This window comes from Chryseobacterium sp. C-71, assembly GCF_020911865.1.
Classification (GTDB): domain Bacteria; phylum Bacteroidota; class Bacteroidia; order Flavobacteriales; family Weeksellaceae; genus Chryseobacterium.
Genome location: NZ_CP087131.1, coordinates 306,831 through 328,101 on the forward strand (window position 1 = coordinate 306,831; position 21,271 = coordinate 328,101).

The 21,271-nt window shown below is 33.0% G+C and carries 21 protein-coding genes; 11 read left to right on the plus strand and 10 right to left on the minus strand.

What is annotated here, in order from left to right; translation table 11 throughout:
- Positions 1 to 2 precede the first annotated feature (2 nt).
- The 4 genes from LNP04_RS01225 to LNP04_RS01240 all read left to right on the plus strand — a co-directional run bounded on the left by LNP04_RS01225 (position 3) and on the right by LNP04_RS01240 (position 4,854).
- On the plus strand, positions 3 to 809 hold the full coding sequence (locus tag LNP04_RS01225) for a DUF4249 domain-containing protein (protein ID WP_229984776.1): 807 nt from the start codon (positions 3 to 5) through the stop codon (positions 807 to 809).
- A gap of 229 nt (positions 810 to 1,038) precedes the next feature.
- Positions 1,039 to 1,632 (plus strand): (2Fe-2S)-binding protein, encoded by a 594-nt coding sequence (locus LNP04_RS01230; RefSeq protein ID WP_229984777.1) that lies wholly within the window; start codon positions 1,039 to 1,041, stop codon positions 1,630 to 1,632.
- Positions 1,629 to 2,606, plus strand: a complete 978-nt coding sequence (locus tag LNP04_RS01235) for a xanthine dehydrogenase family protein subunit M (RefSeq protein WP_229984778.1) — start codon at positions 1,629 to 1,631, stop codon at positions 2,604 to 2,606. Before LNP04_RS01230 ends, LNP04_RS01235 begins: the two co-directional genes overlap by 4 nt.
- 37 nt (positions 2,607 to 2,643) lie before the next feature.
- On the plus strand, positions 2,644 to 4,854 hold the full coding sequence (locus LNP04_RS01240; protein WP_229984779.1) for a xanthine dehydrogenase family protein molybdopterin-binding subunit: 2,211 nt from the start codon (positions 2,644 to 2,646) through the stop codon (positions 4,852 to 4,854).
- A gap of 103 nt (positions 4,855 to 4,957) precedes the next feature.
- Here the strand turns inward: LNP04_RS01240 and LNP04_RS01245 are convergent, their stop codons facing one another.
- Positions 4,958 to 5,335, minus strand: coding sequence for a hypothetical protein (locus LNP04_RS01245; RefSeq protein ID WP_229984780.1), 378 nt, complete (start codon positions 5,333 to 5,335; stop codon positions 4,958 to 4,960).
- Between the two features lie 181 nt (positions 5,336 to 5,516).
- On the opposite strand from LNP04_RS01245, the gene LNP04_RS01250 reads away from it, so the two are divergent.
- Positions 5,517 to 5,783, plus strand: coding sequence for a hypothetical protein (locus tag LNP04_RS01250; RefSeq protein WP_229984781.1), 267 nt, complete (start codon positions 5,517 to 5,519; stop codon positions 5,781 to 5,783).
- A gap of 160 nt (positions 5,784 to 5,943) precedes the next feature.
- On the plus strand, positions 5,944 to 6,651 hold the full coding sequence (locus tag LNP04_RS01255; protein WP_229984782.1) for a DUF421 domain-containing protein: 708 nt from the start codon (positions 5,944 to 5,946) through the stop codon (positions 6,649 to 6,651).
- An 82-nt stretch (positions 6,652 to 6,733) separates the two neighbouring features.
- Here the strand turns inward: LNP04_RS01255 and LNP04_RS01260 are convergent, their stop codons facing one another.
- The 9 genes from LNP04_RS01260 to LNP04_RS01300 all read right to left on the minus strand — a co-directional run bounded on the left by LNP04_RS01260 (position 6,734) and on the right by LNP04_RS01300 (position 15,284).
- Positions 6,734 to 7,156 carry a hypothetical protein gene (locus LNP04_RS01260; RefSeq protein WP_229984783.1) on the minus strand — a complete coding sequence of 141 codons (423 nt, stop codon included), beginning with the start codon at positions 7,154 to 7,156 and terminating at the stop codon, positions 6,734 to 6,736.
- 168 nt (positions 7,157 to 7,324) lie between these two features.
- Entirely contained in the window at positions 7,325 to 8,029 is a 705-nt protein-coding gene (locus LNP04_RS01265) for a lycopene cyclase domain-containing protein (protein WP_229984784.1), read from the minus strand.
- A gap of 2 nt (positions 8,030 to 8,031) precedes the next feature.
- On the minus strand, positions 8,032 to 8,490 hold the full coding sequence (locus tag LNP04_RS01270; protein ID WP_229984785.1) for a sterol desaturase family protein: 459 nt from the start codon (positions 8,488 to 8,490) through the stop codon (positions 8,032 to 8,034).
- On the minus strand, positions 8,490 to 8,960 hold the full coding sequence (locus tag LNP04_RS01275; RefSeq protein ID WP_229984786.1) for an SRPBCC family protein: 471 nt from the start codon (positions 8,958 to 8,960) through the stop codon (positions 8,490 to 8,492). Before LNP04_RS01275 ends, LNP04_RS01270 begins: the two co-directional genes overlap by 1 nt.
- 28 nt (positions 8,961 to 8,988) lie before the next feature.
- Positions 8,989 to 9,825 carry a phytoene/squalene synthase family protein gene (locus LNP04_RS01280; protein ID WP_229984787.1) on the minus strand — a complete coding sequence of 279 codons (837 nt, stop codon included), beginning with the start codon at positions 9,823 to 9,825 and terminating at the stop codon, positions 8,989 to 8,991.
- An 11-nt stretch (positions 9,826 to 9,836) separates the two neighbouring features.
- Positions 9,837 to 11,300: an NAD(P)/FAD-dependent oxidoreductase gene (locus tag LNP04_RS01285; RefSeq protein WP_229984788.1), complete on the minus strand. Its 1,464-nt coding sequence runs from the start codon at positions 11,298 to 11,300 to the stop codon at positions 9,837 to 9,839.
- Between the two features lies 1 nt (position 11,301).
- Complete coding sequence (locus LNP04_RS01290) at positions 11,302 to 11,976, minus strand: MarR family winged helix-turn-helix transcriptional regulator (protein ID WP_229984789.1); 675 nt, start codon at positions 11,974 to 11,976, stop codon at positions 11,302 to 11,304.
- Positions 11,977 to 12,158: 182 nt separating this feature from the next.
- Positions 12,159 to 13,514, minus strand: a complete 1,356-nt coding sequence (locus LNP04_RS01295; protein ID WP_229984790.1) for a T9SS type A sorting domain-containing protein — start codon at positions 13,512 to 13,514, stop codon at positions 12,159 to 12,161.
- A gap of 357 nt (positions 13,515 to 13,871) precedes the next feature.
- Complete coding sequence (locus tag LNP04_RS01300; protein ID WP_229984791.1) at positions 13,872 to 15,284, minus strand: hypothetical protein; 1,413 nt, start codon at positions 15,282 to 15,284, stop codon at positions 13,872 to 13,874.
- Positions 15,285 to 16,102: 818 nt separating this feature from the next.
- Here LNP04_RS01300 and LNP04_RS01305 point away from each other — a divergent pair.
- The 5 genes from LNP04_RS01305 to rsgA all read left to right on the plus strand — a co-directional run bounded on the left by LNP04_RS01305 (position 16,103) and on the right by rsgA (position 21,020).
- A complete protein-coding gene (locus LNP04_RS01305) occupies positions 16,103 to 16,732 on the plus strand; it encodes a TetR/AcrR family transcriptional regulator (RefSeq protein WP_229984792.1) in 630 nt (209 codons plus the stop codon).
- Positions 16,733 to 16,818: 86 nt separating this feature from the next.
- Positions 16,819 to 17,904 carry a DNA polymerase III subunit gamma/tau gene (gene dnaX, locus LNP04_RS01310; protein WP_229984793.1) on the plus strand — a complete coding sequence of 362 codons (1,086 nt, stop codon included), beginning with the start codon at positions 16,819 to 16,821 and terminating at the stop codon, positions 17,902 to 17,904.
- Between the two features lie 146 nt (positions 17,905 to 18,050).
- On the plus strand, positions 18,051 to 18,524 hold the full coding sequence (locus tag LNP04_RS01315) for a hypothetical protein (protein WP_229984794.1): 474 nt from the start codon (positions 18,051 to 18,053) through the stop codon (positions 18,522 to 18,524).
- Positions 18,525 to 18,904: 380 nt separating this feature from the next.
- A complete protein-coding gene (locus LNP04_RS01320) occupies positions 18,905 to 19,987 on the plus strand; it encodes a chorismate mutase (protein ID WP_229984795.1) in 1,083 nt (360 codons plus the stop codon).
- Between the two features lie 106 nt (positions 19,988 to 20,093).
- A complete protein-coding gene (rsgA, locus tag LNP04_RS01325) occupies positions 20,094 to 21,020 on the plus strand; it encodes a ribosome small subunit-dependent GTPase A (RefSeq protein ID WP_129536992.1) in 927 nt (308 codons plus the stop codon).
- The last annotated feature ends 251 nt before the right edge of the window (positions 21,021 to 21,271 follow it).

The following is a 21,271-nucleotide window of genomic DNA, read 5'->3' on the forward strand; positions in this document are numbered from 1 at the left end:
TAATGAAAAACTTATTTTTAATCATCATATCATTCTTTCTACTAGTTGGTTGCGAAAAAGAAATTGATTTAGATTTAGATGATCAAAGCGGAAATATCGTCATTGAAGCCAATGTTACAGATCAGGCAGGACCTTATTATGTTAAGATTACAAAGTCAGTTGCCTTTACTGAGAACAATGTTTATCCCGCAATAAAAGATGCTACAGTTGTATTGAGTGATAACACCGGACAAACCGAAACTTTGAAATATATCGGAGAAGGTTTTTACGAAACGAAAAATTTTTCAGCCGTTTCGGGAAGAACTTATACTTTGAAAGTTTCAGCAGAAGGTAAAGAATATATAGCCCAAAGCAAAATGCCTGAAGCTGTTTTGCTCGATGATTTACAGCAAGATTCATTCATGGTTGCGGGTGAATTATCATATACACTTTTACCGATTTTTACAGATCCTCCGGTATTAGGAAACAGATATCTTTTCAGTTATACTGTAAATAATTCAGGTAAAACTTTCGAAGCTTTTACTGATAATGTTAACAACGGAATGCTCAATCAAAGACCTTTGTTGCTTCCAAATGATGATGAAGACGGCGTAAGCGAAAAAACTAAAGTGGGAGATACCATCAATGTAGAAATGCAGTGTATTGATACCAACGTGTTCACCTATTTTTCCGCATTATTACAGATTATCGATGGTGGTGGTCCAGGTGGCGGAATTACCCCTTCCAATCCGCCAAGCAACATTAGCAACGGTGCGTTGGGTTATTTTTCGGCACATACAGTCAGCAAAAAGAGTTATGTGATTCAGTAATATCATTTTAAACTTAAAAAATACAATCCGACAGAAATATTCTGTCGGATTTTTTTGTGTTGTGAATTTATTAATTTATTTCGATTATAAATTACAATGATGTGGTACAAGTTTAAATTGAGTTAATAACTTTTGCCTGAAGTTTTCATTATATTTGATATAATTGAATCATTCATACATTTTAGATTCAAATAAATTAATTCAAGCCTTCTCAAAAAAAATATCAGATATGTCTGACTCTACCAATCACAGCAGAAGATCCTTTTTAAAAAGTACAGCCATTGTAGCTATTTTTGCTTCAATTCCAACGTCTGTAAAAGCTTTTTATCAGGATGTAAAAGACTTTATTCTTCCAAAGAAAAGTATCTTACCCATAAAAATTTCTGTCAACAAAAAAGTACACGAAATTAAAACAGACAGCCGATCTACATTGTTGGATGTCTTGCGTGAAAACCTCAATCTTACAGGAACTAAAAAAGGCTGTGACCACGGGCAATGTGGAGCTTGTACCGTTCATATTGATGGTGAAAGAGCATTAAGCTGCCTGACTTTGGCAGCAATGGTTCCCGGTAAGGAAGTGACAACGATTGAAGGTTTGTCAACCGGGGATCAGCTTCATCCCATGCAGGAAGCATTTATAGAATGTGACGGTTTTCAATGTGGATATTGCACTCCCGGACAGATTATGTCTGCGGTTGCCTGCGTAAAAGAAGGTCATACCAATTCTGTAGAAGAAATTAAAGAATTCATGAGTGGAAATCTCTGCCGTTGTGGTGCCTACAACGGAATTGTAGAATCTATACAAAAAGTTGCAGCATTATGAAACCATTTACATTTGAAAAAGCGAAAAATTCTGCTGAAGCTTTAAAATTAAAAATTTCTACCAGGGATTTTGTAGCAGGAGGAACCAATATTATAGATCTTCTCAAAAAAAATATTGCACAACCAGACGGAATGGTGGATATTACCACCGCCTTGTCAACTGAAATTAAACCGTCTGAAAAATCAGTCAACATTGGTGCAATGGTTCGAAATACAGCTTTGACGACAAATTCTGATTTACTGAAAGATTATCCGTTAATTACAAAAGCAGTTCTGGCGGGAGCCTCACCACAGATCAGAAATATGGCAAGTACAGCAGGGAATTTATTGCAGCGAACCAGATGTCCATACTTTTATGATGTGACAACCCCTTGCAATAAAAGAAAAAAAGGAAGTGGTTGTAGTGCTTTGAATGGAGATAATAAAATGAGTGCTATTGTGGGTTACAATGACCAATGTGTTGCAGTTCATCCTTCAGACCTGTGTATTTCTTTGAGCGCTTTGGATGCAACGGTTCACGGACTTAATGCTAAAAACGAAAAGTTTATGATTCCATTTAAAGATTTCCATAAATTACCGGAAAATACGCCGTGGTTAGATAATAATTTACCTCAAAACGCTTTAATTACTCATATTGAAGTTCCGAAAAATGAATTTCATAAAAAATATGCTTACGTAAAGTTGCGTGAACGTACCTCTTATGCTTTTGCAATGATTTCTGCAGCATCAGCCTTGCAGATGGAAGGAAATATAATCAAAGATGCAAGATTAGCTTCAGGTGGTGTCGCTCACAAACCATGGAGATGGTACGAAGCAGAAGATTACCTGAAAGGGAAAAAAGCTTCTGAAGAAATATTTAAAAAAGCTTCAGAAATTGCAACAGAAAAAGTAAAGCCTCTGGCTCATAACGGTTACAAAGTTCCGATGTTGAAAGGTGCAATTGAACTGGCTTTGCAAAATGCTTCCAAATTATAAACAGTTTTATTTCTAACAAATTTTAAAAAGTAAAAACATGGGATTTTTTGACAATGAAACTGATTTTGTAATGCCTGTTGAAGGCAGAGTAGAAGGAATTGCAAAGGTAAAAGGACAAGGGAAATATGCCGCAGAATATAAAGTAGACAACCTCTGTTATGGAGTTTTGGTAACGAGTGAAATTGCATCGGGTTCAATTAAATCAATCAATACAGACGATGCAAAACAGGCTGAAGGATTACTCGATATTATTTCTCACCTGAAAAAACCTTCAGTTCCGGGATTTGCGGATGAAGCGAAGATAAAAGAATCAAAATTCGGACTTCCGGTTTTCCATACCGATAAAATTTATTTTAAAGGACAGCCTGTCGCTTTAGTGATTGCTGAAACTTTGGAAGAAGCGACTTACGCTGCATCTTTGGTGAAAGTAGAATATACAACTGCTCCTTTTGAAGTCGATTTTAATCAGGCTAAAAATAAAGTCGAATTAAAACCTGCCGGAAAGGAAAGAGGTGACGAAAAAAGTTGGAGCAATTCACCATTTACGATAGACCAACAATACAATATTGCAGCGGAAATTCATAATCCGATGGAAATGCACGCAACTATTGCACATTGGTATGCAGAAGATAAATTAAGATTACACGATAAAAATCAGGGAGTAAATGGTGTTCAGAAAACTTTTTCCGGATTATTCGGAATTCCTGTCGATAATATACAAGTTATCAGTGAGTTTGTAGGTGGCGGTTTTGGCTCGGGCTTAAAGGTCTGGCCGCATGCTTTAGCAGCAGTTTTGGGAGCTAAACAGGTGAATAGACCAGTTAAATTGATGCTGACAAGACCTCAAATGTTTCACTCGGTAGGTTACAGACCTGCGTCTTGGCAGAGAATAAAGCTAGGTGCCAATCAGGACGGTAAAATCACAGGAGTTTTGCATCAGGCAAAAAATGGTTGTGCTATTTATGATTCTTTTAGTGATGGAATAACAAGAGTGACGAGATTAATCTATCAATTTGACAATCTTAAAACTGAAAATGCAGTCGTTCCTTTAAATCTTAGTGCACCAACATGGATGCGTGGCCCCGGCGACTGCACTGGTGATTTTGCTGTGGAATCTGCTTTGGATGAATTGAGTTATCAGTTGAAAATGGATCCTGTTGAACTCAGATATAAAAATTTAGCCATTGAAAAAAATCCTGAAACGGGATTGCCTTGGTCTACAAATTTCCTGAAAGAAGCCATAGAAAAAGGTGCTAAAATGATCAGCTGGAATTTACGCAAACCTACACCGGGAGCAACCACCGAAGGCGATTGGAAAATTGGCTACGGAATGGCAGTCGGAATGTGGAATGCCGGACGAAACAAAGCCGGAGCAGGAATTAGGATGACAAAGGATGGAAATGTCGTTTTACAAACCGCAATGACCGACATCGGAACGGGAACAGGAACAGGAATGATGAATATCTTGCATGAGCGTTCAGGTATTTCACGAAATAAAATAAAAATTGAATTAGGAAATTCAGATTTACCACCTGCTGGAAGTCAGGGCGGAAGTACAGGTTTATCATCAATCAGTGGTGCTGTGGCTGCAGTGTGTGATGCTTTGAAGTTGAAACTTGCGGAATATGCTTCGGTTTCAAATCAAAAGTTTAAAAATGCGGTCATTGCAGATATCATACTTTCAGATAAAGGAGTTTCTTTTCAGAAAGAAGGTGATAATTTCCTTTCTTATCAGGATATTTTCGCTAAAAATAATTTAAATCTAATTGAAGTGGAGGCTTCATCAGAACCAGGCGAAGAGAAGAAGAAGTTTTCTTTTTGTTCGTCAGCTGCGCATTTTTGTAAGGTAAAAGTAAATACCAAAACCGGAAAAATAGTTGTCGATAAAATGGTTGTTGTTGTAGACGGCGGAAAAATCATTAATCAAAAACCCGCTGCAAATCAGATTTCAGGCGCTGCAGTTGGCGGAATAGGAATGGCTTTGATGGAAAAAATGTCGGTTGATGAAAGACTAGGAAGTCTTATTGCCAACGATTTGGCGGGATATCATTTCCCTGTCAACGCTGACGCACCGATTATCGAAGTGGCTTTTATCAATAAACCAGATTTAAATCTTAACCCAAGTGGTGCAAAAGGTTTGGGTGAAGTAGGAATCATTGGTGCTGCGCCGGCTCTTGCCAATGCAATTTACAATGCAACCGGAAAACGTTTCAGAAATTTACCGATTACTCCGGATCAGTTTTTTTAGTTTAAGATTTTAATTTACTTCCAATCCGGCAAATACAAATTTTACCGCAAAATAGTTGAATTAAATCTATTTTTGCGGTTTAGTTTATAGCTTAATTTTGAAATTATTTACCCAAAGATTTCAGAGCCCAGGCAATAAGAAGTGGCTGCATGAATAGTCTTGCCATTCTTCTGCTATCGGTGTCCAAAACGAAAGCGTCTTTCCTGTTTTTGTATTGAGAAATATTTCCCGGAAAGACCGCAGTAAAAAAAGCTGCAGTGATTTTACCTAATGTTGAACGGTGTTTTTTCGGGGTAGCAATAATGCTTGCGCCTAAAGCAATTTCAACAACTCCGGAATATACAACTGTGTCATCTTTTTCTAATGGAACCCAATCTGGAACCTGAGCCTGAAAATCTTTTCTGGCAAAAGTGAGGTGAGCAATTCCTGCTGTGATAAGCATAGTTCCGAGAGCAATTCTTGATATGTTTTTGGTGTTCATAATGAATATTTTATTTTTTAATAAAGACAAAATCGAGACCATTTAAAGGAAATTGACTGATCATTAATTAAATTCAATATTTACTTGAGTAAATAATTATATCGTGTTGATAATGTGATTGTAATCATAATTATATCAATTAAAATTCGTATATTAGCAATCACTACCAAATCTAAAATTTATGGAACGAATTAAATTTTTTCTAGACGATATGCCGTTTCAGAAGGCAAAGAAAACGATTGTTGACAATGGTATTAATTTTAATGAAATAAAAGAATTTTTATGCGAAGCTGATAACTACAGCTTTGATCAGATTCGGTTAAAATTAAAACCAAATCTTAATAAAATTGTTATAGATATTGCAACAGGAATACGTTATCCGGCATTTGATGATTTTACATCTAAAATACAGGAGAGTAAATATGGATGTTATTTCGATTTGAAATAAATTTTCAGAAATTTACACATTAAACTTTAATAAATTTTTTAAGTAATTTTATATTAAAAGTGAGAACCTTCGAATTTGAATTGTCAGATTCGGAGGTTTTTTAATTTAATTAATTTTTCATTGGCTTATTTTTTGACCTTACAAGCGAAATTATATCACTATGTTTCTCTCAATATTTTTAAATTTTAGCTGGAAAGAATTTTTTTTAGGCGGCGAAGAATGGATCTTTCTACTTGAAATTGTTTTGCGTACCATCATCATGTTTCTTACCATTATTATTGGTTTAAGGATTTTAGGGAAAAGAGGGGTGAAACAATTATCTGTTTTTGAGCTGGTCGTTATTATCGGGTTAGGTTCTGCAGCAGGCGATCCTATGTTTTATAAAGATGTGGGAATCATTTCTTCGATTATTGTTTTTATTGTTATTATTTTGGTTTACAGTCTTTTAACTTATCTTATCGGAAGATTTAAAAAGCTTGAAAATTTACTCGAAGGAAAACCGATATGTCTTATACAAGACGGTGTCTTTTTAGTTGATAATTTCAAAAAAGAAAATTTAGGTAGCGACGAATTTTTTTCTGAATTACGGTTGAAAGGAATTTCGCATTTGGGTCAGATAGAAACAGCTATTGAAGAGACTTCGGGAGATATCAGTGTGTTTTTTTATGATGAGAAAGATATCAAATTTGGTCTGCCGGTAATGCCAAATTCTTTAGATCATCCTTTAAAAAATATTTCGAAAGAAGATCACTACTCTTGTACATTTTGCGGATATACAGAAGAAAAACAAATCGGAAATGCAGGAACCTGTAAAAATTGTAATAAAGAAAATTGGGTCGAGGCGAGCAATAAAAAACGAATAACATAATATCAATATGAAAAATCCCAACTTAAAATAAGCTGGGGATTTTCTGTTTTAAGAATATATAATTTGATTTGGGCGGTGGTTTCTAAGCTACTGCTTCGTTTTTAAATATATTCTTCATAGAAACTCCTGTTTCTTTTCCGAAAAGACAAGAGAATATATTTTGAAATTCATGAATGTACTTGCATTTAATTGTATTTCCATAAATCTTCAAACCTTCAACGATTTTCTTAGAACTTAAATCAATATCATATTTGATAAATGATTCCGGTCTTTCGTATCTGATTCTGTGATCTGAACTATAAGTTCTAGAAAACCCGAATTTTACTAACCAATCTTCATTGATGGTAATGGGGTTAATGGAATCTGCAGGTACAGCCAAAGATTGATAATCATTTTCAATCTTTACAGAATAATCATTATTCTCATTGTGAAAAATCTCTGTAATTGTGAAAATCTGGCCTCTATAGTCTACCAGATTTTTAATTTTCAAATCTGTTACTTTCATAATAATTGTGTGGTTTGATTAGTAGTTTGCAAATACTATGCCTCGCATTACTCATGTGGTATGTATTATGATAAATAATTTGAAATTTGATGTAAATTATTTGTTAACTAGAATATCGACCATTTTTTGGTTGAAAAAGGCCTTTGATGTGCATCAAATATGATTTCTTTAGATCAAGTCAGGATTCTTTTCTTCTTTTTTAAATCTGTAAAATAAAAAGATATTCCACAGAATCATTTCGTAACCATAAACGGTGTCTTCAATTGGGATTGTTAAAATTCTTAATCCAATTATTCTCTCAGGATTATAGTTGACAATAGGAGAATCGAGCCCGGTTCCTGTGAGAATTCCGTTAACAGCGAGGAATCCGGGCATTAATATTAAATAAATAAGAGAAGCTTTACCAATCCACCTTGCTTTCAAAATAAAATATAGAATGAAAAGACTGATTGCTGTGGTGAAAAATGTAATGAAAGGATAAATTTTGTTCTCAAAATAAACTGCTAAGCAAAGTAAAAAAGTGATTGAAATGATTACAAATATCTTTTCAACACTTTCTTTCCAATCGAGTTTGAAGAATTTGTCTAAACAAAAATAAGTAAACACACAAGAAAAAGGAATGCAGATAAAAAACATCAACTCTTCAATCGGAAGTCCGAATAATCTTTTTCCGATTAAATATCGGTCATTAAACCACCAAACTCCAATATCAGTAAACCAAACATCCCAAGTAATAAAAAATATGGCCACTAAAAACGAAGCCATAATAAACGCTTTAAAATGCTTATGAAACTTTATCTTCGGATGAAATGAAAATAAAAAACAGATAATCACCGTGAAAAAATTGATCGCCAAATACGTGTATTGCCACATGATTACTTTTTGTTTTTATTAAAATACATTTTAAAATATTTCACAGGAACCCACAAAAACCCGAAACATTCTCCCATTTCCTTCTCGGTATGCTTGTGATGTTGCTTGTGAGCACGTCTTATAGCCAATAAATAAGGATTTTGGGTGTCTCTGAGAAATTTAAAACGCTGATGGATAAAGATATCATGAACGAAGAAATATGCCATTCCGTATAATGTAATCCCGATAGCGATATAGAAGTAAGCATTGAAATTATTGATTGTGCCGTAATACATCAAAGCAATCGTTGGGATTGCAAAAATGGCAAAGAAATAATCATTTCTTTCTAAATCTCCTTCGTTGCTGTGGTCGTGATGATCTCGATGTAGCGTCCATAAAAAACCATGCATGATATATTTATGAACCATCCACGTGATGCCTTCCATGATGAAAAATGTTGCAACTACAATTAGAAAATTCATTATTTATTCTTTTTAGAATTAAACATTTCTTCCAGAATATTAAAACGGTAACTGAAAATATGCTCCAATTTATTTTTTACAAAAAGTTTGTGGGCAATTTCTCCTAAAAAACCCATGGGGAGTTCATAGTCTACGGTATCTTTTATTAAAACACCTTTTTCATTAGGGATAAATTCATGATAATGATTCCACAATTTGTAAGGTCCTTTCATTTGAAAGTCTGTGAAACTTCTTCGCTGGTCGACTTGTGTAATTTTAGTTTGCCAATCCATCTTAATCCCTAAAAGTGGTGAAACATAGTAGTCGATAATCATTCCTTCGTAAATCTCATCGTTTTCTAATTTTGTTCTGACAATGAAATTCATGTCTTTCGGAGTGATTTTAGAAAGATTATTGGCTGATGAAAAGAATTTCCAGGCAGTTTCTATATCGCAGTCTAATTGTTGTTCTCTTTTAAGTTGGTGTACCATCTTTTTGTTTTAAAGTAAATTTAAGATTCTATAAATAAGACATTTTGTATTGAACGTAACTGCTCATCATCAGCGAAAATTTTCTTCCGTTTGAAATTCTGATTCTTTGATTGATAATTTTTTTTGCCGGAGTTCTTTTAATTTTTCTGAATAATGAAATATAATATCTGTATGCCAAATAAACGCCAAATCTTGCTGAGTTTGGTAAGTTTTTAATTCCTTCTAAAGCTTCTTTAAATTCCTGCTGAATATCATTTTCGATATGTTCTTTCACTGTATTATCAAAATACGTAATATCAACATTCGGGAAATAGGTACGCCCCAAAACCTGATAATCATCTTTCAAATCTCTCAAAAAATTAACCTTCTGAAAAGCCGAACCTAATTTCATCGCCGAAGGTTTCAGTATTTCATATTGTTCTTTATTTCCGTCCACAAAAATATGAAGACACATCAAACCCACAACTTCTGCCGAACCCAAGATGTATTGTTTATATAAATCTGAATTGTAATCAATTTTCTGAAGATCCATCTCCATGCTGTTGAGAAACTGATCAATTAATTTAATATCAATTTCATATCGGTGAATCGTCTCCTGAAAGCACTGTAAAATAGGATTTAAAGAAATTTTTTCTTCCAAAGCCTGATTCGTCTGATCTCGGAAGCGTGCCAATAGAGTAGAACGGTCAAAATCATGGAAGCTGTCGACAATTTCGTCAGCTAAACGCACATATCCGTAAATAGCGTAAATCGAATTTCTGATTTTTGGTGACAAAGCCAAAATACCCAATGAAAAACTGGTGCTGTATTGCTTTGTGGTCTGTTTACTGATCTTGTAAGAGAGATCGTCAAATAGTTTTTTCATAGTATTCTTGGTTATTTAGTGGCTTCAATGGCTGCAATTTTTCCCGAAATAATCGATGGCGGAACTCCTGGTCCTGGTACCGTCAACTGTCCGGTATAGAATAAATTACTTATTTTTTTATTTCTTAATGAGGGTTTTAAAACTGCTGTTTGGGAAAGTGTGTTGGCCAATCCGTAAGCATTTCCTTCATAGGCATTATAATCTTCTTTAAAATCTTTGATACAATAGCTTTTTTTATACTCTAATTTTGATTTTAGATCAGATGTTTCAGTTTGTTTTTCGAGTCTGAAGATCATTTCGTTAAAATATTGTTCTCTCACTTCTTCATTATCTTCCAAACCTGTCGCAACCGGCATTAATAGAAATACGTTTTCACAATTTTCAGGAGCGACATTTGGGTCGGTCTTAGACGGACAACAAACATAAAATAATGGTTTCGTAGGCCATTTTTTATCGTCATAAATTTCGGTGGTATGCAAATCCAGATCATTTTCAAAAAACAAAGTATGATGTTTCAGATTTGGAATTTTTTCTTTAAATCCTAAATAATAAATTAAACATGAAGGGGCGAAAGTTCTTTTTTTCCAGTAATCTTCGGTGTAGTTTCTATATTCTTTCGGAAGTAAACTATTTTCTGTGTGATGATAATCTGAAGATGCAATTACGCTGTCAAATTCAATATCTTTTCCATTCACAGAAACGGCCGTAGCTTTGTTTTGATTGATTTTTATTGAATCTATATTTGAATTTAAATGAAATTGAACTCCTTGTTCTTTCGCAACTTCTGCCATTGCATCAATAATTTTTGAAAATCCGCCCATCGGATACCATGTTCCGAGTTTGTAACCGCCATAATTCATCAGACTGTATAATGCGGGAATGTCTTTTGGAGCAGCTCCCAGGAAAATTACAGGAAATTCCATCAGCATAATCAGTTTCGGATTTTTGAAATATTTTCTGACGAATTTGTGGAAATTGGATAATAAATCAAGTTTTAAAGCACTTTTGGCAATCTTTGGAGAAACAAATTCAAACCAAGAATGACAAGGCTTGTTAACGAAATCTTTCATACCGACTTCATATTTGTACTGAGCATCTTCCATGAATTCATCGAGCTTTTTGCCTGCTCCTTTTTCTGTAGATTCAAAGAGATTTTTCATCTCGTTGTAATCATGAGGAATCTGCATATTTCCGTCAGAAAAAACCATTTCAAACTGAGGGTTTAGCGGTATTAGTTGAAAGAAATCTGATGTTTTTTTACCAAAATCAGTAAAGAAATTCTCAATAATATCCGGCATCCAATACCAGCTTGGTCCCATGTCAAAAGTGTAGCCGTTATCGGTAATAAATTTTCTCGCTCTTCCGCCTAAGCTGCTGTTCTTTTCAAATACATGAACTTCGTGACCTTTCTTTGCAGAGTAAGCTGCAGCCGACAATCCTGAAAATCCTGAACCAATGATTGCTATCTTACTCATATTAATTATTTTCAAATGAAAAATCCTTATAAACAGTATTTATAAGATCTTTGCTGTCAATATTTTTGTTGTAAATCGGATGATGGAAGCTATCGAGTTTATTAAGAATTCTAATCAATTCTATTTTTTCTGAGTGAGTAAGATTTCCTGAAACAATTTTTGTTGCCTGACGAATCTTTTCCATTTGATTTTCAAGAGCTTTCAAACCTTCTCTTGTAACGTGAATTAATTTGATTCTTTTATCTTGTGCTGAATCATTTTGCTCAATCCATCCTTGTTTCAGAAGTCGGTTGATCACAAGATTTCCCACAGGTTTATCGTGAATGTTTTTTTTGATTAAATCGATTTTAGACATTTTGCCAAATGATTTAAGCGTAATTAAATAAATAAAATCTTCCTGCGTAGAAAAATCAGAATCTGAAATTGCAGATTTTGAATATGTTTTTGCATATCTATTTAGGTGTACTAATAAGGTGGTGATGGCACTTTCTGCAGTTCTCCCGTTTTCCTTTCCTTCCCAATCTGTGTCGTTATCTCGTGTTGATTGTTTTTTAGATTCCTGATTATAAATCCAGGCTTTAAAGCCTTCGATGGTTGAAGGATAATCTAAATTGGCGTTATTCAAATTAAATTCTTCGAGAAGAGCAACGGTGTCTTTTACTAAATTAAAATTCATTTCATTAGATTTAATTGCATATAAATAATCAATTTTAAAATATAATAGTTTATTTATGTATTTTTCTGTAGCAAAAATGATTCCATAAAGTGATTGTATGATCTATTTACAAAAAAAATAAGACTCTGCACGCAAAGTCTTATTCTCCTAATTCTAACTAATTCTAAACTATGATACGAAATTTATTTTTTAATTATTTTTTTAGTTGTCGTCTTTCCTGCTGATGTTTTGATAGTTATGTAATAAACTCCTGTCGGTGCATCTGAAATATCTATCTTTTCTACATCGTTTTGAGACCTAATTATTCTTCCAACGGTATTGGTAATTTCAACAGATTTTATTTTGTCATCCCCTTTGAAATATATAATTCCTGTGGTAGGATTTGGGTAAATTGTAGAAACTTCTTTTCTAGTATCACTTACTGATAACGCAGACAACGAAATTCTTTTCACTCTTGTTGAACCTTGTGAGTAGGCTAAAACCAAATAGTTATTTGCTGAGTCAACAAATAAATCATTGTAAGTAACCTGACCATCCGAAACAAAATCTCCTCCTAATGTAGACCAGATATTTGATGTGCTGTCAAATTTATAAACCGTGTTTCTTAGGTGATTTCCGTCACTGCTATCCCATTGACTTGCCACAACGTAAGGATTGCCGCTTGAAGTGACGGCAATCGCAAGATGTTGTACAGCCGTCAATGAAAAATTAGCATTACCAACTTGTGACCAAGCAGTACCGTTCCACTTTTTTACATTAATTTTTCTTCCGAGAGTAGAAGTAGATATGTAGGCTACATATATATTATTACTGCCATCGATTGCAATATCAGAAGTGTATTGCTCACCTGAAGACGAAGCATCTACAATCGCACCTCCCAGCATTGTCCAGTTATCTGTAGATGTTGCAGTAGTTGAGTTTTCATAAACTCTTACTCCACTCAAGACATTACAGGTGTAGACTTTATTATTTGTACCGATAACCATCTCTGCAAAAGTTGCACCGCCAGAAAACCCTGCATTTCCAACCTGTTCCCATGCATTATTTATTAATCGTCTTACGGTTCCTGATCCATCTGAAGCATAGGTGAATAAAGTGTTGGTTGGTGATACGGCAGATGCATGATAATTAACAGTATTGGTTGTAGCACTTGTCATTGAAGACCATGCATTACCACTGAATTTACGAACCTCTAATCCTGTGCCCTGATTAGTGTAAAAAACACTTCCTAAAGCATCTACAGAAAGAGAGTTGTACAGTGCAGTGCCTATAGTTATTCCCGGAGTTCCTCCAAGATATGACCAAGATGATCCGTCAAATTTTTGTACAGAACCTTTTGCTACAGAACCATCGTAGTATGATAAAAAGTAATTTCCGGAAGCGTCAACTACCAAATTATTATAGCTGGAATTACCTGCAGAGACACTTGCTGATGTACCTACATTTTCCCATTGTTGAGCCTGTAACGAAATAAAATTTAGAGCAACTCCAAAGGCTAAGAGTGTTTTTCTAAATGTAAAAAAGGAGTTTTTTTTCATGATAACAAATTTTAGATTTTATAATTATTGTATTACTTTTTTTAATTTTCAGAAATGAAAAAAGATGAACAAATCTTACATCAAGAATGTGTAACAAATGTATGATGTTGAATGATAAAACGGTGGGAATTTGAAAAATTTGAAATGAAATAGGGTACTCATTAGATACTCCATGAGCTATATGCAAGATTAATGATTAATTTACAAAATAGATTTTTGGATTTTTCAATCATCATTAAATTTTTAATTTTAAATAATGTGTCGGAAATCTAATTGTTTTGTGCTGAAATATTAATAAAAAAAGGCCATTATCGTTTACTACATGATAATGGCTTTGTATGTTGAAAATCTTTGAGTTTATTGAATATTATCTATAAATTGATAAATATCTTCATTCGCAGGGATTCCCAATTTTTTTCTTAATCTGTACTTTTTATTTTGAACGGTACGAGTTTCTATAAAAGTATACTGAGCAATTTCTTTAGTTGTTAATTTGATTTTCAGAAGTGCACAAAACTCAATTTCAGATTGCTGTAAATCAGGATTTATTTTCAATAATTTATTAGAAAACTGAGGGAAAATATTTTCAAATGCAAATAAGAAAGATTCATCTTTGTTCTTCACAAGATTGATGAGATGGTTGTATGTTTCCTGTAAATTGAGATCTTCTGCTTTTTTGCTTTTTCTTTTGTACTTAAAAATAATAAACCCGAAAGTTCCTATAAGAAGAATAAAAACGATGATCCAAAGAACAATTTTTTGAGCATCTTTTTGATTGTCTTCAATTTTTTCTTTTTCAATTACTTTTTGAAGAGAATTGTATTTACTCTGCAAAATATTCAGATCCAATTGCTTTAGTTTTTCTTGGTAATAATCTGCACTGTCTTTTCTTCCTGTTTTAGTATAAATTTCCTGTAAAGCATTATAGACATTGCTTTTATTGAGTTCAATGCCGTTCTTTTGACTAAAGAAAAGCGCTTTATGAAAATTTGCAACAGAATTTTTATAATCGCCTCTGGATTTCATTACTTCCCCCAATACAATGTAATTTGAAACCATTGTCTTGTCATAAGAAAGTTCTCTTGGCATTAATTCCATAGATTTTTTAACGTAATAATCAGCGGAATCTATATTGTATTGAATGTAAATATTAGCAAGATTTGAATAGTTTAAATATTGGAAATCAGAATATTCATTGGCATTTTTAAGTTCTTTTCCCGTTGCTATTTCTTCAAGAATTTTTTTTGCGGCCTTTCTCGGCTGTTTGATATCCAAATAAATATTTGAATAGCTATTCAGGATATTAGCTTTCGCATAAAATATTTTTTTTGACTTTGACTGATCTTTTTGCAAAATCTCATAGGCATTATTCAAATATATTATAGCCTTATCATGAAAGTTATTGATAGAGTAGGTTTCGGCCAAATAAACATTGGCCATTGCTTCGTAATAGAAATCTTTGAATTCACGGGATTTTTGCTGTAAATTTTCTGAAGTGACAATGAGACTGTCAGTTAAATTTTTGTTGTAAAAATAACGGCACTTTCTATCAAGTAGCTTCATCTCAGAAAGTGAATCTTTCAGAATGCGTGATTTGATTAATAAAGGTTCTAATTGTAGATAAGCTTCGTCAATATTATTTGTGAAAAGTTTTGAATTTGCAGATATTTTTTGTCTTAATTTATCTACATGTGCAGATTGCTGAGCTTGTAAAGAAAAACTCGAAGTTAAAAAAGAAAAAGATATAAATTTCAGCAAAAGCCCTCTCATTCTACGGTATTAGATTATGATTTTAGTAGATTTTTGTGAAGTGTGGTGCTAATTTAGTTAAAAATTCAATTTTATTATACAAAAATGCTAGTTATTTCTATTTTAAGTATCAGAACTAAAATATCCAACTTAATAAAGATGAATTATGTTTTGAAAATTATAATTTCGATATTTGCAATTGAAGAGATCATTCAATATTTTGTTTTGAAATATTTTAAACCTTAGAGTTTCAATAACGAATGTTTTATTGTGAAATACTAAAAGATAATCTATATTTGTATAAAATTTACTTGTTAAATTTCATAATCAAATCATTTTTTCGGTATGTAATCAATGATAAACTAAATAAATTGTATTTTAATTTTTCAAAAATGTGGAGTTATTTCCATTAAATAAATAAAAAAGCACTTTTGAAATTACCTTTGTTTGGTACAGTTTTAGTTACACAAAAAAAATATTTGCACATAAGAGATTAATATGTAAATTTACTTAAGCAATTTTCTCAAAATGGTGAATCGTAATCGTTAAATGATAATGATAGCTATTTTTTGATAACTTTGCTCCTCACACCAGGTAGATTACACTTTTTTATGAAATAATATTTTAGAGTTAAGCCAAATCCAAAACAATATTAATATCGTACTTATTATAAATCTTTTCAAGAAATTGGGAAATTCGTATAATTTCTACAAGCTTTTTATGAGAAGAGTAATATTTAAAAAGAAAATGGATAGTTATTTAGGGTTCAATACTCATAATTCCTATTGATTTCGAATTAAAAATAATTAATTGCTCAATGCAGTTTTAAATAATAGACGATGCCTAGAAAAGTTGTACAAGGTCCTATCAGGGATAAAGAGAAAACCAAACAAAAATTGCTTAACGCAGTTGGGAAAATTTTGAAAACTAAAGGTTATTCAGGATTAATGGTTAGTAAAATCGCGGCCGTTGCCGGTTTCGATAAGAAATTAATATACGAATATTTCGGAAGTACTGATAAACTTATTGATGAGTATATCAAATCTCAGGACTACTGGAGTAGAGTAGACGAAAAAGAATTGAATGTAGATCTTTCAGATGGTGGTAAAGAGATGTCAAAAATGGCTTTGCTTAATCAATATGAAAGTTTAAGAAAAAACAAAGAACTACAAAAAATTATCGTTTGGGAACTTTCTGAAAATCGCCCTATTCTTAAAAAATTATTCGAACAGCGTGAAGAAGTGGGTGAAAGTTTATTCACAAACATTACAGATCCGCATTTCGGCGAAAAATCTGACGAGTATAGAGCGATTACAGCATTACTTGTAGCAGGAATTTATCACTTAAATCTCTACACTGCACACAACGGAACTACCTTCTGTGGAATAGACACAAAATCTGAAGACGGTAGGAAGAAAATTGAGAAAGCTATTGTTGATATCATAGATTTCGCTTATCAGAAGAAATAATTATTTTCTAAAATTTTGACTTTACATACAGCTAAATTTGAAAATTTATATTTTCAAATTAGAACAATATTTCTTACTTTTGGGCTATGGAAAACTTTATAGTATCTGCAAGAAAATACCGCCCCCAACAGTTTGACACCGTTGTTGGGCAATCACATATTACAGATACTTTAGAGCATGCTATAGAAGAAAATCAGTTAGCACAGGCTCTGCTTTTCTGTGGCCCACGTGGAGTAGGTAAGACAACTTGCGCAAGAATTTTAGCAAGAAAAATAAACGAGAAAGACGGTTCTGTTTCAGAAGACGGTTTTGCTTATAATATATATGAGCTAGATGCTGCATCTAATAACTCTGTTGATGATATTCGTGAATTAATTGATCAGGTGCGTTTTGCACCGCAGGTTGGTCAGTACAAAGTGTATATTATTGACGAGGTACACATGCTGTCATCTGCAGCATTCAATGCCTTTCTGAAAACTTTGGAAGAACCGCCGGCTCATGCAATTTTCATTCTTGCAACGACTGAAAAGCACAAGATTATTCCTACCATTTTGTCTCGTTGTCAGATTTATGATTTCAAAAGAATTACAATTCTTGATATTCAGAGCCATTTAAAAGGTATTGCTGAAAAAGAAAATATTAGATATGAAGATGATGCTTTGTATTTAATTGCTCAGAAAGCAGATGGAGCATTACGAGACGCGCTTTCTATTTTTGACAGACTTTCTACGTTTTCACAGAAGAATATTACGTTGGCCAAAGCTGCCGAAGTTCTTAATATTTTAGATTACGATCAATATCTAAAGATTGTAGATTTTGCGAAAGAAAATAAAATTCCTGAAGTTCTTTTTGCTTTTAATGAAATTGTAAAAAGAGGGTTTGATCCGCATATTTTTATTGCAGGTTTAGGAAATCATTTCAGAGATTTAATGATGGCTCAGAATGCTTCAACAATTGATTTGATTGAAGTGGGAGAGCAGACCAAAACAAAATTTGTTGAGCAGGCTCAAAAATGGAATGCCCAGCAATTAATCGATGGAATTGAGATTTGCAATCACGCAGATATCAATTATAAAAATTCGAAGAACCCGAGGCTTACTGTAGAAATTGCTTTGATGCAATTGGCTTCTCTCACTGCAGGTGGAGATGTTGCTAAAAAAAAAAGTTTATAATATTAGCTCCCTTCCTTCATGAAAAGCAGGAGATAATATTACCTTCAAAAGTTCAGGTCGAACAAAAAAAAGAGGAATTAGTTGTAAACCCACAGCTTACAGAAGAAACATCAGCGGAAAGAACGATTAAAACTTCTTCAAAACCTTTGTCAAGACCTAAATCTTCATCAGGTTTCAGCATCAATTCTTTTTTAAATAAAGAAGAAAAACAAGAAGTTGAAGAAACCGCTGTTGTAACAAATGAGAATTTGCAGGAACATCATTTCACAGAAACTGATCTTCAGTCTGAATGGAACTTGATGCTTATGAATCTGCGTGCGAAAGATCCATTTGTTTATAATGCCATCAAATCTTTCAAACTTGAAAAGATTGATGAGAAATTAATTCAGGTTCAGTATCCTTCAGAGTCTGCAAAGGCAGAATTCGATAAGATAAGCGGTGAATTTTTCAATCATTTTAAAAGAAAAGTAAATAATTACGCAATCATAATTGAATATAAACAAGATGTTCAAAATCTTAAAATTGAGGTACTTACAACCAAGAAGAAGTTTGAAAGGTTTGTAGAGATGAATCCTTTATTAAAAGATCTTGATGATTTAATGAAGTTTGATTTAACTTAATTTTATATCTTTGTCAAATATTTGTGCAGAAAATATCATTTTTCCACAATATCATTTACATTTAAAAACTAGAAATAGACAATTCTTAAAGATTAAAGTGGAAAAATTATTATTCCCATATCTGTCTACTTTTACACCTGCTGATTTCTTTAGCAGTTATTTTAGTTTTGCTACTATTTATTATAGAAATTTCAGAAACTATTATCGATTTTATTGGTATAGCTAACTAAATTTCTTTCTCAAAAAATTCGGGAAAACTTATCATTTCCCATCCTCAATTTCGCTACATTTTTGTATCCATTTTTTGAAAAGAATTATAAATTAACTTTATAAGGCTTTGTCATTGAATATAAAATTTAAATAAAATAATACTTTACAATATGAACTTAATAGATTTAAAAAACGACTGGATCAACGAGTTTCCCCAACCGATGATGATTGCTGGGCCATGCAGTGCTGAAAGTGAAGCTCAAATGTTGGAAACAGCAAAAAGAATAAAAGATACCAATGCTCAGGTTCCAATTTTCCGTGCAGGAATCTGGAAACCGCGTACAAAACCTAATGGTTTTGAGGGAGTTGGAGTTATCGGTTTAAACTGGTTAAAAAAAGTAAAACAAGAATATGGATTTAAAACTGCTACAGAAGTTGCTAATGCTCATCACGTTGCTGCAGCTTTGGAAGCCGATGTTGATATTCTTTGGATTGGTGCAAGATCAACGGTAAACCCTTTTACAGTTCAGGAAATTGCTGAAGCTTTGAAAGGAACTAAGAAAACAGTTTTAGTGAAAAATCCTGTAAATCCAGATTTGGCTCTTTGGATTGGAGCTTTGGAGAGACTTTTAGGACAAGATATTAATAATCTTGGTGTTATTCACAGAGGTTTCTCTACATACCAAAAGACAAAATACAGAAATAATCCCAATTGGCAGATTGCTTTAGATTTTAAAAGTCAATTCCCGAATATTCCGATGTTGATCGATCCTTCACATATTTGTGGTAACAGAACAGGTTTGGCAGATATTACGCAAGAGGCTTTAAATGTTGGTTACCAAGGAGCTATCATTGAATCACATTCTAATCCTGATGAAGCTTGGAGTGATGCTTCTCAGCAGATTACCCCTGAAGTTTTAGCTAAATTAATTTTAAACTTAAAAGTAAGAAATTCAGGAATAGCGGGTTTTGATAACGAAATGGGAAGACACAGAACGTTGATTTCTGATCTTGATTTTCAAATGATAGAATTGCTATCTCAGCGTATGAAAATTTCTGAACAAATCGGAAAGCTGAAGAAAGAAAATGACATCGCCATCTTCCAGCCGGAACGTTGGAAAGTAATTACAGAATATGCCGTTCAAAAAGCAAAAGAAACAGGAATGTCTCAGGATTTTATTGAAAAGGTTTTCAAAGCAATTCACGAAGAGTCTATTGAAAAGCAAAATAATATTATGATCGACAGAAAGTAAAAAGTAGGAAACAGGTGTAAGGATTTAGAATTGAAAAATGCTTTGCAATAGCTCAAACTAAATCCTTTTACCTAAATCCTAATTCCTTATATTTGCAGTCATATATATGAAAGGAAAAATCATTAAATCTACAGGAAGCTGGTATCAGGTTTTGGAAACAGGAACCGATAAAATTTTTGAGGCGAGAATTCGTGGAAAATTCAAGCTGATCAAAACCAGACTGACCAATCCTCTTGCTGTGGGTGATTTTGTCGAATTTCAATTGGAGCAGGATGATATTGCATGGATTACAAAGATTGATCCACGTAGGAATTACCTGATCAGAAAAGCCGTCAACCTTTCTAAAGAAGCGCATATCATTGCTTCAAACATTGATATTGCTTGTTTTATTTTTACACTAAAACATCCTGAAACATCTTTTGGTTTTCTCGACCGTTTTCTTGCTTGTTGTGAAGCTTACAACATCAAACCACTTATTCTTTTCAATAAAATGGATGTTTTGAATGAGGAAGAAATAGAAGTGGTAAAAGATATTCAGTTTTTGTATCAGGAAATTGGATATGACAGTTTAGAAATTTCATCTTATTCTAAACTTAATCTTGAAGGTTTACAAGATCTTTTAAAAGATCAGACTTCTGTATTTTTCGGGCATTCCGGATGTGGAAAATCTACTTTGGTTAACGCATTGCAGCCTGACCTGAATCTACGTACATCAGAAATTTCAGACACTCATCTTAAGGGTAAACATACAACTACTTTTGCTCAGATGCATTTTTGGCATTTCGGTGGAAATGTAATTGATACTCCCGGTGTGAGGGAGTTTGCCATGATTGATATTGAAAAAGAAGAAGTTCAGCATTATTTTCCTGAAATATTCAGAAAGAGAAAAGAGTGTAAATTTCATAATTGCATGCATATCAATGAGCCAAAATGTGCCGTTCTTGATTCTTTAGAGACGGGAGAAATTCAACATTCACGATATTCTACGTACATCAAACTGATGGAAGAGGCTGAAGAAAATTCTCAAAACTAAATTTTACTGTTTTAAAAATTCATCGTTGGTTTGCTTTATTGATTCAAATTGAATAGATAATTTATTTGCGTCTTAATATTTATATTTTCTTATTGCGAAATATATAATAAAATCATTAGATTATTGTAAATACAAAACCCAGCCGAAGCTGGGTAAAAACTAATAACCATGAAAACTCAAATTAAACATGAGAATCGAATTTATAATTGCAATTTGTGTGCCAAAAACACATGTCATATTTCTTAATAAAT

Bases quoted from the DNA above. Each gene is read 5' to 3' on its own strand.
- LNP04_RS01225 (WP_229984776.1), top strand. From the start codon at position 3: ATGAAAAACTTATTTTTAATCATCATATCATTCTTTCTACTAGTTGGT.
- LNP04_RS01230 (WP_229984777.1), top strand. From the start codon at position 1,039: ATGTCTGACTCTACCAATCACAGCAGAAGATCCTTTTTAAAAAGTACA.
- LNP04_RS01235 (WP_229984778.1), top strand. From the start codon at position 1,629: ATGAAACCATTTACATTTGAAAAAGCGAAAAATTCTGCTGAAGCTTTA.
- LNP04_RS01240 (WP_229984779.1), top strand. From the start codon at position 2,644: ATGGGATTTTTTGACAATGAAACTGATTTTGTAATGCCTGTTGAAGGC.
- LNP04_RS01245 (WP_229984780.1), bottom strand. From the start codon at position 5,335: ATGAACACCAAAAACATATCAAGAATTGCTCTCGGAACTATGCTTATC.
- LNP04_RS01250 (WP_229984781.1), top strand. From the start codon at position 5,517: ATGGAACGAATTAAATTTTTTCTAGACGATATGCCGTTTCAGAAGGCA.
- LNP04_RS01255 (WP_229984782.1), top strand. From the start codon at position 5,944: ATGTTTCTCTCAATATTTTTAAATTTTAGCTGGAAAGAATTTTTTTTA.
- LNP04_RS01260 (WP_229984783.1), bottom strand. From the start codon at position 7,156: ATGAAAGTAACAGATTTGAAAATTAAAAATCTGGTAGACTATAGAGGC.
- LNP04_RS01265 (WP_229984784.1), bottom strand. From the start codon at position 8,029: ATGTGGCAATACACGTATTTGGCGATCAATTTTTTCACGGTGATTATC.
- LNP04_RS01270 (WP_229984785.1), bottom strand. From the start codon at position 8,490: ATGAATTTTCTAATTGTAGTTGCAACATTTTTCATCATGGAAGGCATC.
- LNP04_RS01275 (WP_229984786.1), bottom strand. From the start codon at position 8,960: ATGGTACACCAACTTAAAAGAGAACAACAATTAGACTGCGATATAGAA.
- LNP04_RS01280 (WP_229984787.1), bottom strand. From the start codon at position 9,825: ATGAAAAAACTATTTGACGATCTCTCTTACAAGATCAGTAAACAGACC.
- LNP04_RS01285 (WP_229984788.1), bottom strand. From the start codon at position 11,300: ATGAGTAAGATAGCAATCATTGGTTCAGGATTTTCAGGATTGTCGGCT.
- LNP04_RS01290 (WP_229984789.1), bottom strand. From the start codon at position 11,976: ATGAATTTTAATTTAGTAAAAGACACCGTTGCTCTTCTCGAAGAATTT.
- LNP04_RS01295 (WP_229984790.1), bottom strand. From the start codon at position 13,514: ATGAAAAAAAACTCCTTTTTTACATTTAGAAAAACACTCTTAGCCTTT.
- LNP04_RS01300 (WP_229984791.1), bottom strand. From the start codon at position 15,284: ATGAGAGGGCTTTTGCTGAAATTTATATCTTTTTCTTTTTTAACTTCG.
- LNP04_RS01305 (WP_229984792.1), top strand. From the start codon at position 16,103: ATGCCTAGAAAAGTTGTACAAGGTCCTATCAGGGATAAAGAGAAAACC.
- dnaX (WP_229984793.1), top strand. From the start codon at position 16,819: ATGGAAAACTTTATAGTATCTGCAAGAAAATACCGCCCCCAACAGTTT.
- LNP04_RS01320 (WP_229984795.1), top strand. From the start codon at position 18,905: ATGAACTTAATAGATTTAAAAAACGACTGGATCAACGAGTTTCCCCAA.
- rsgA (WP_129536992.1), top strand. From the start codon at position 20,094: ATGAAAGGAAAAATCATTAAATCTACAGGAAGCTGGTATCAGGTTTTG.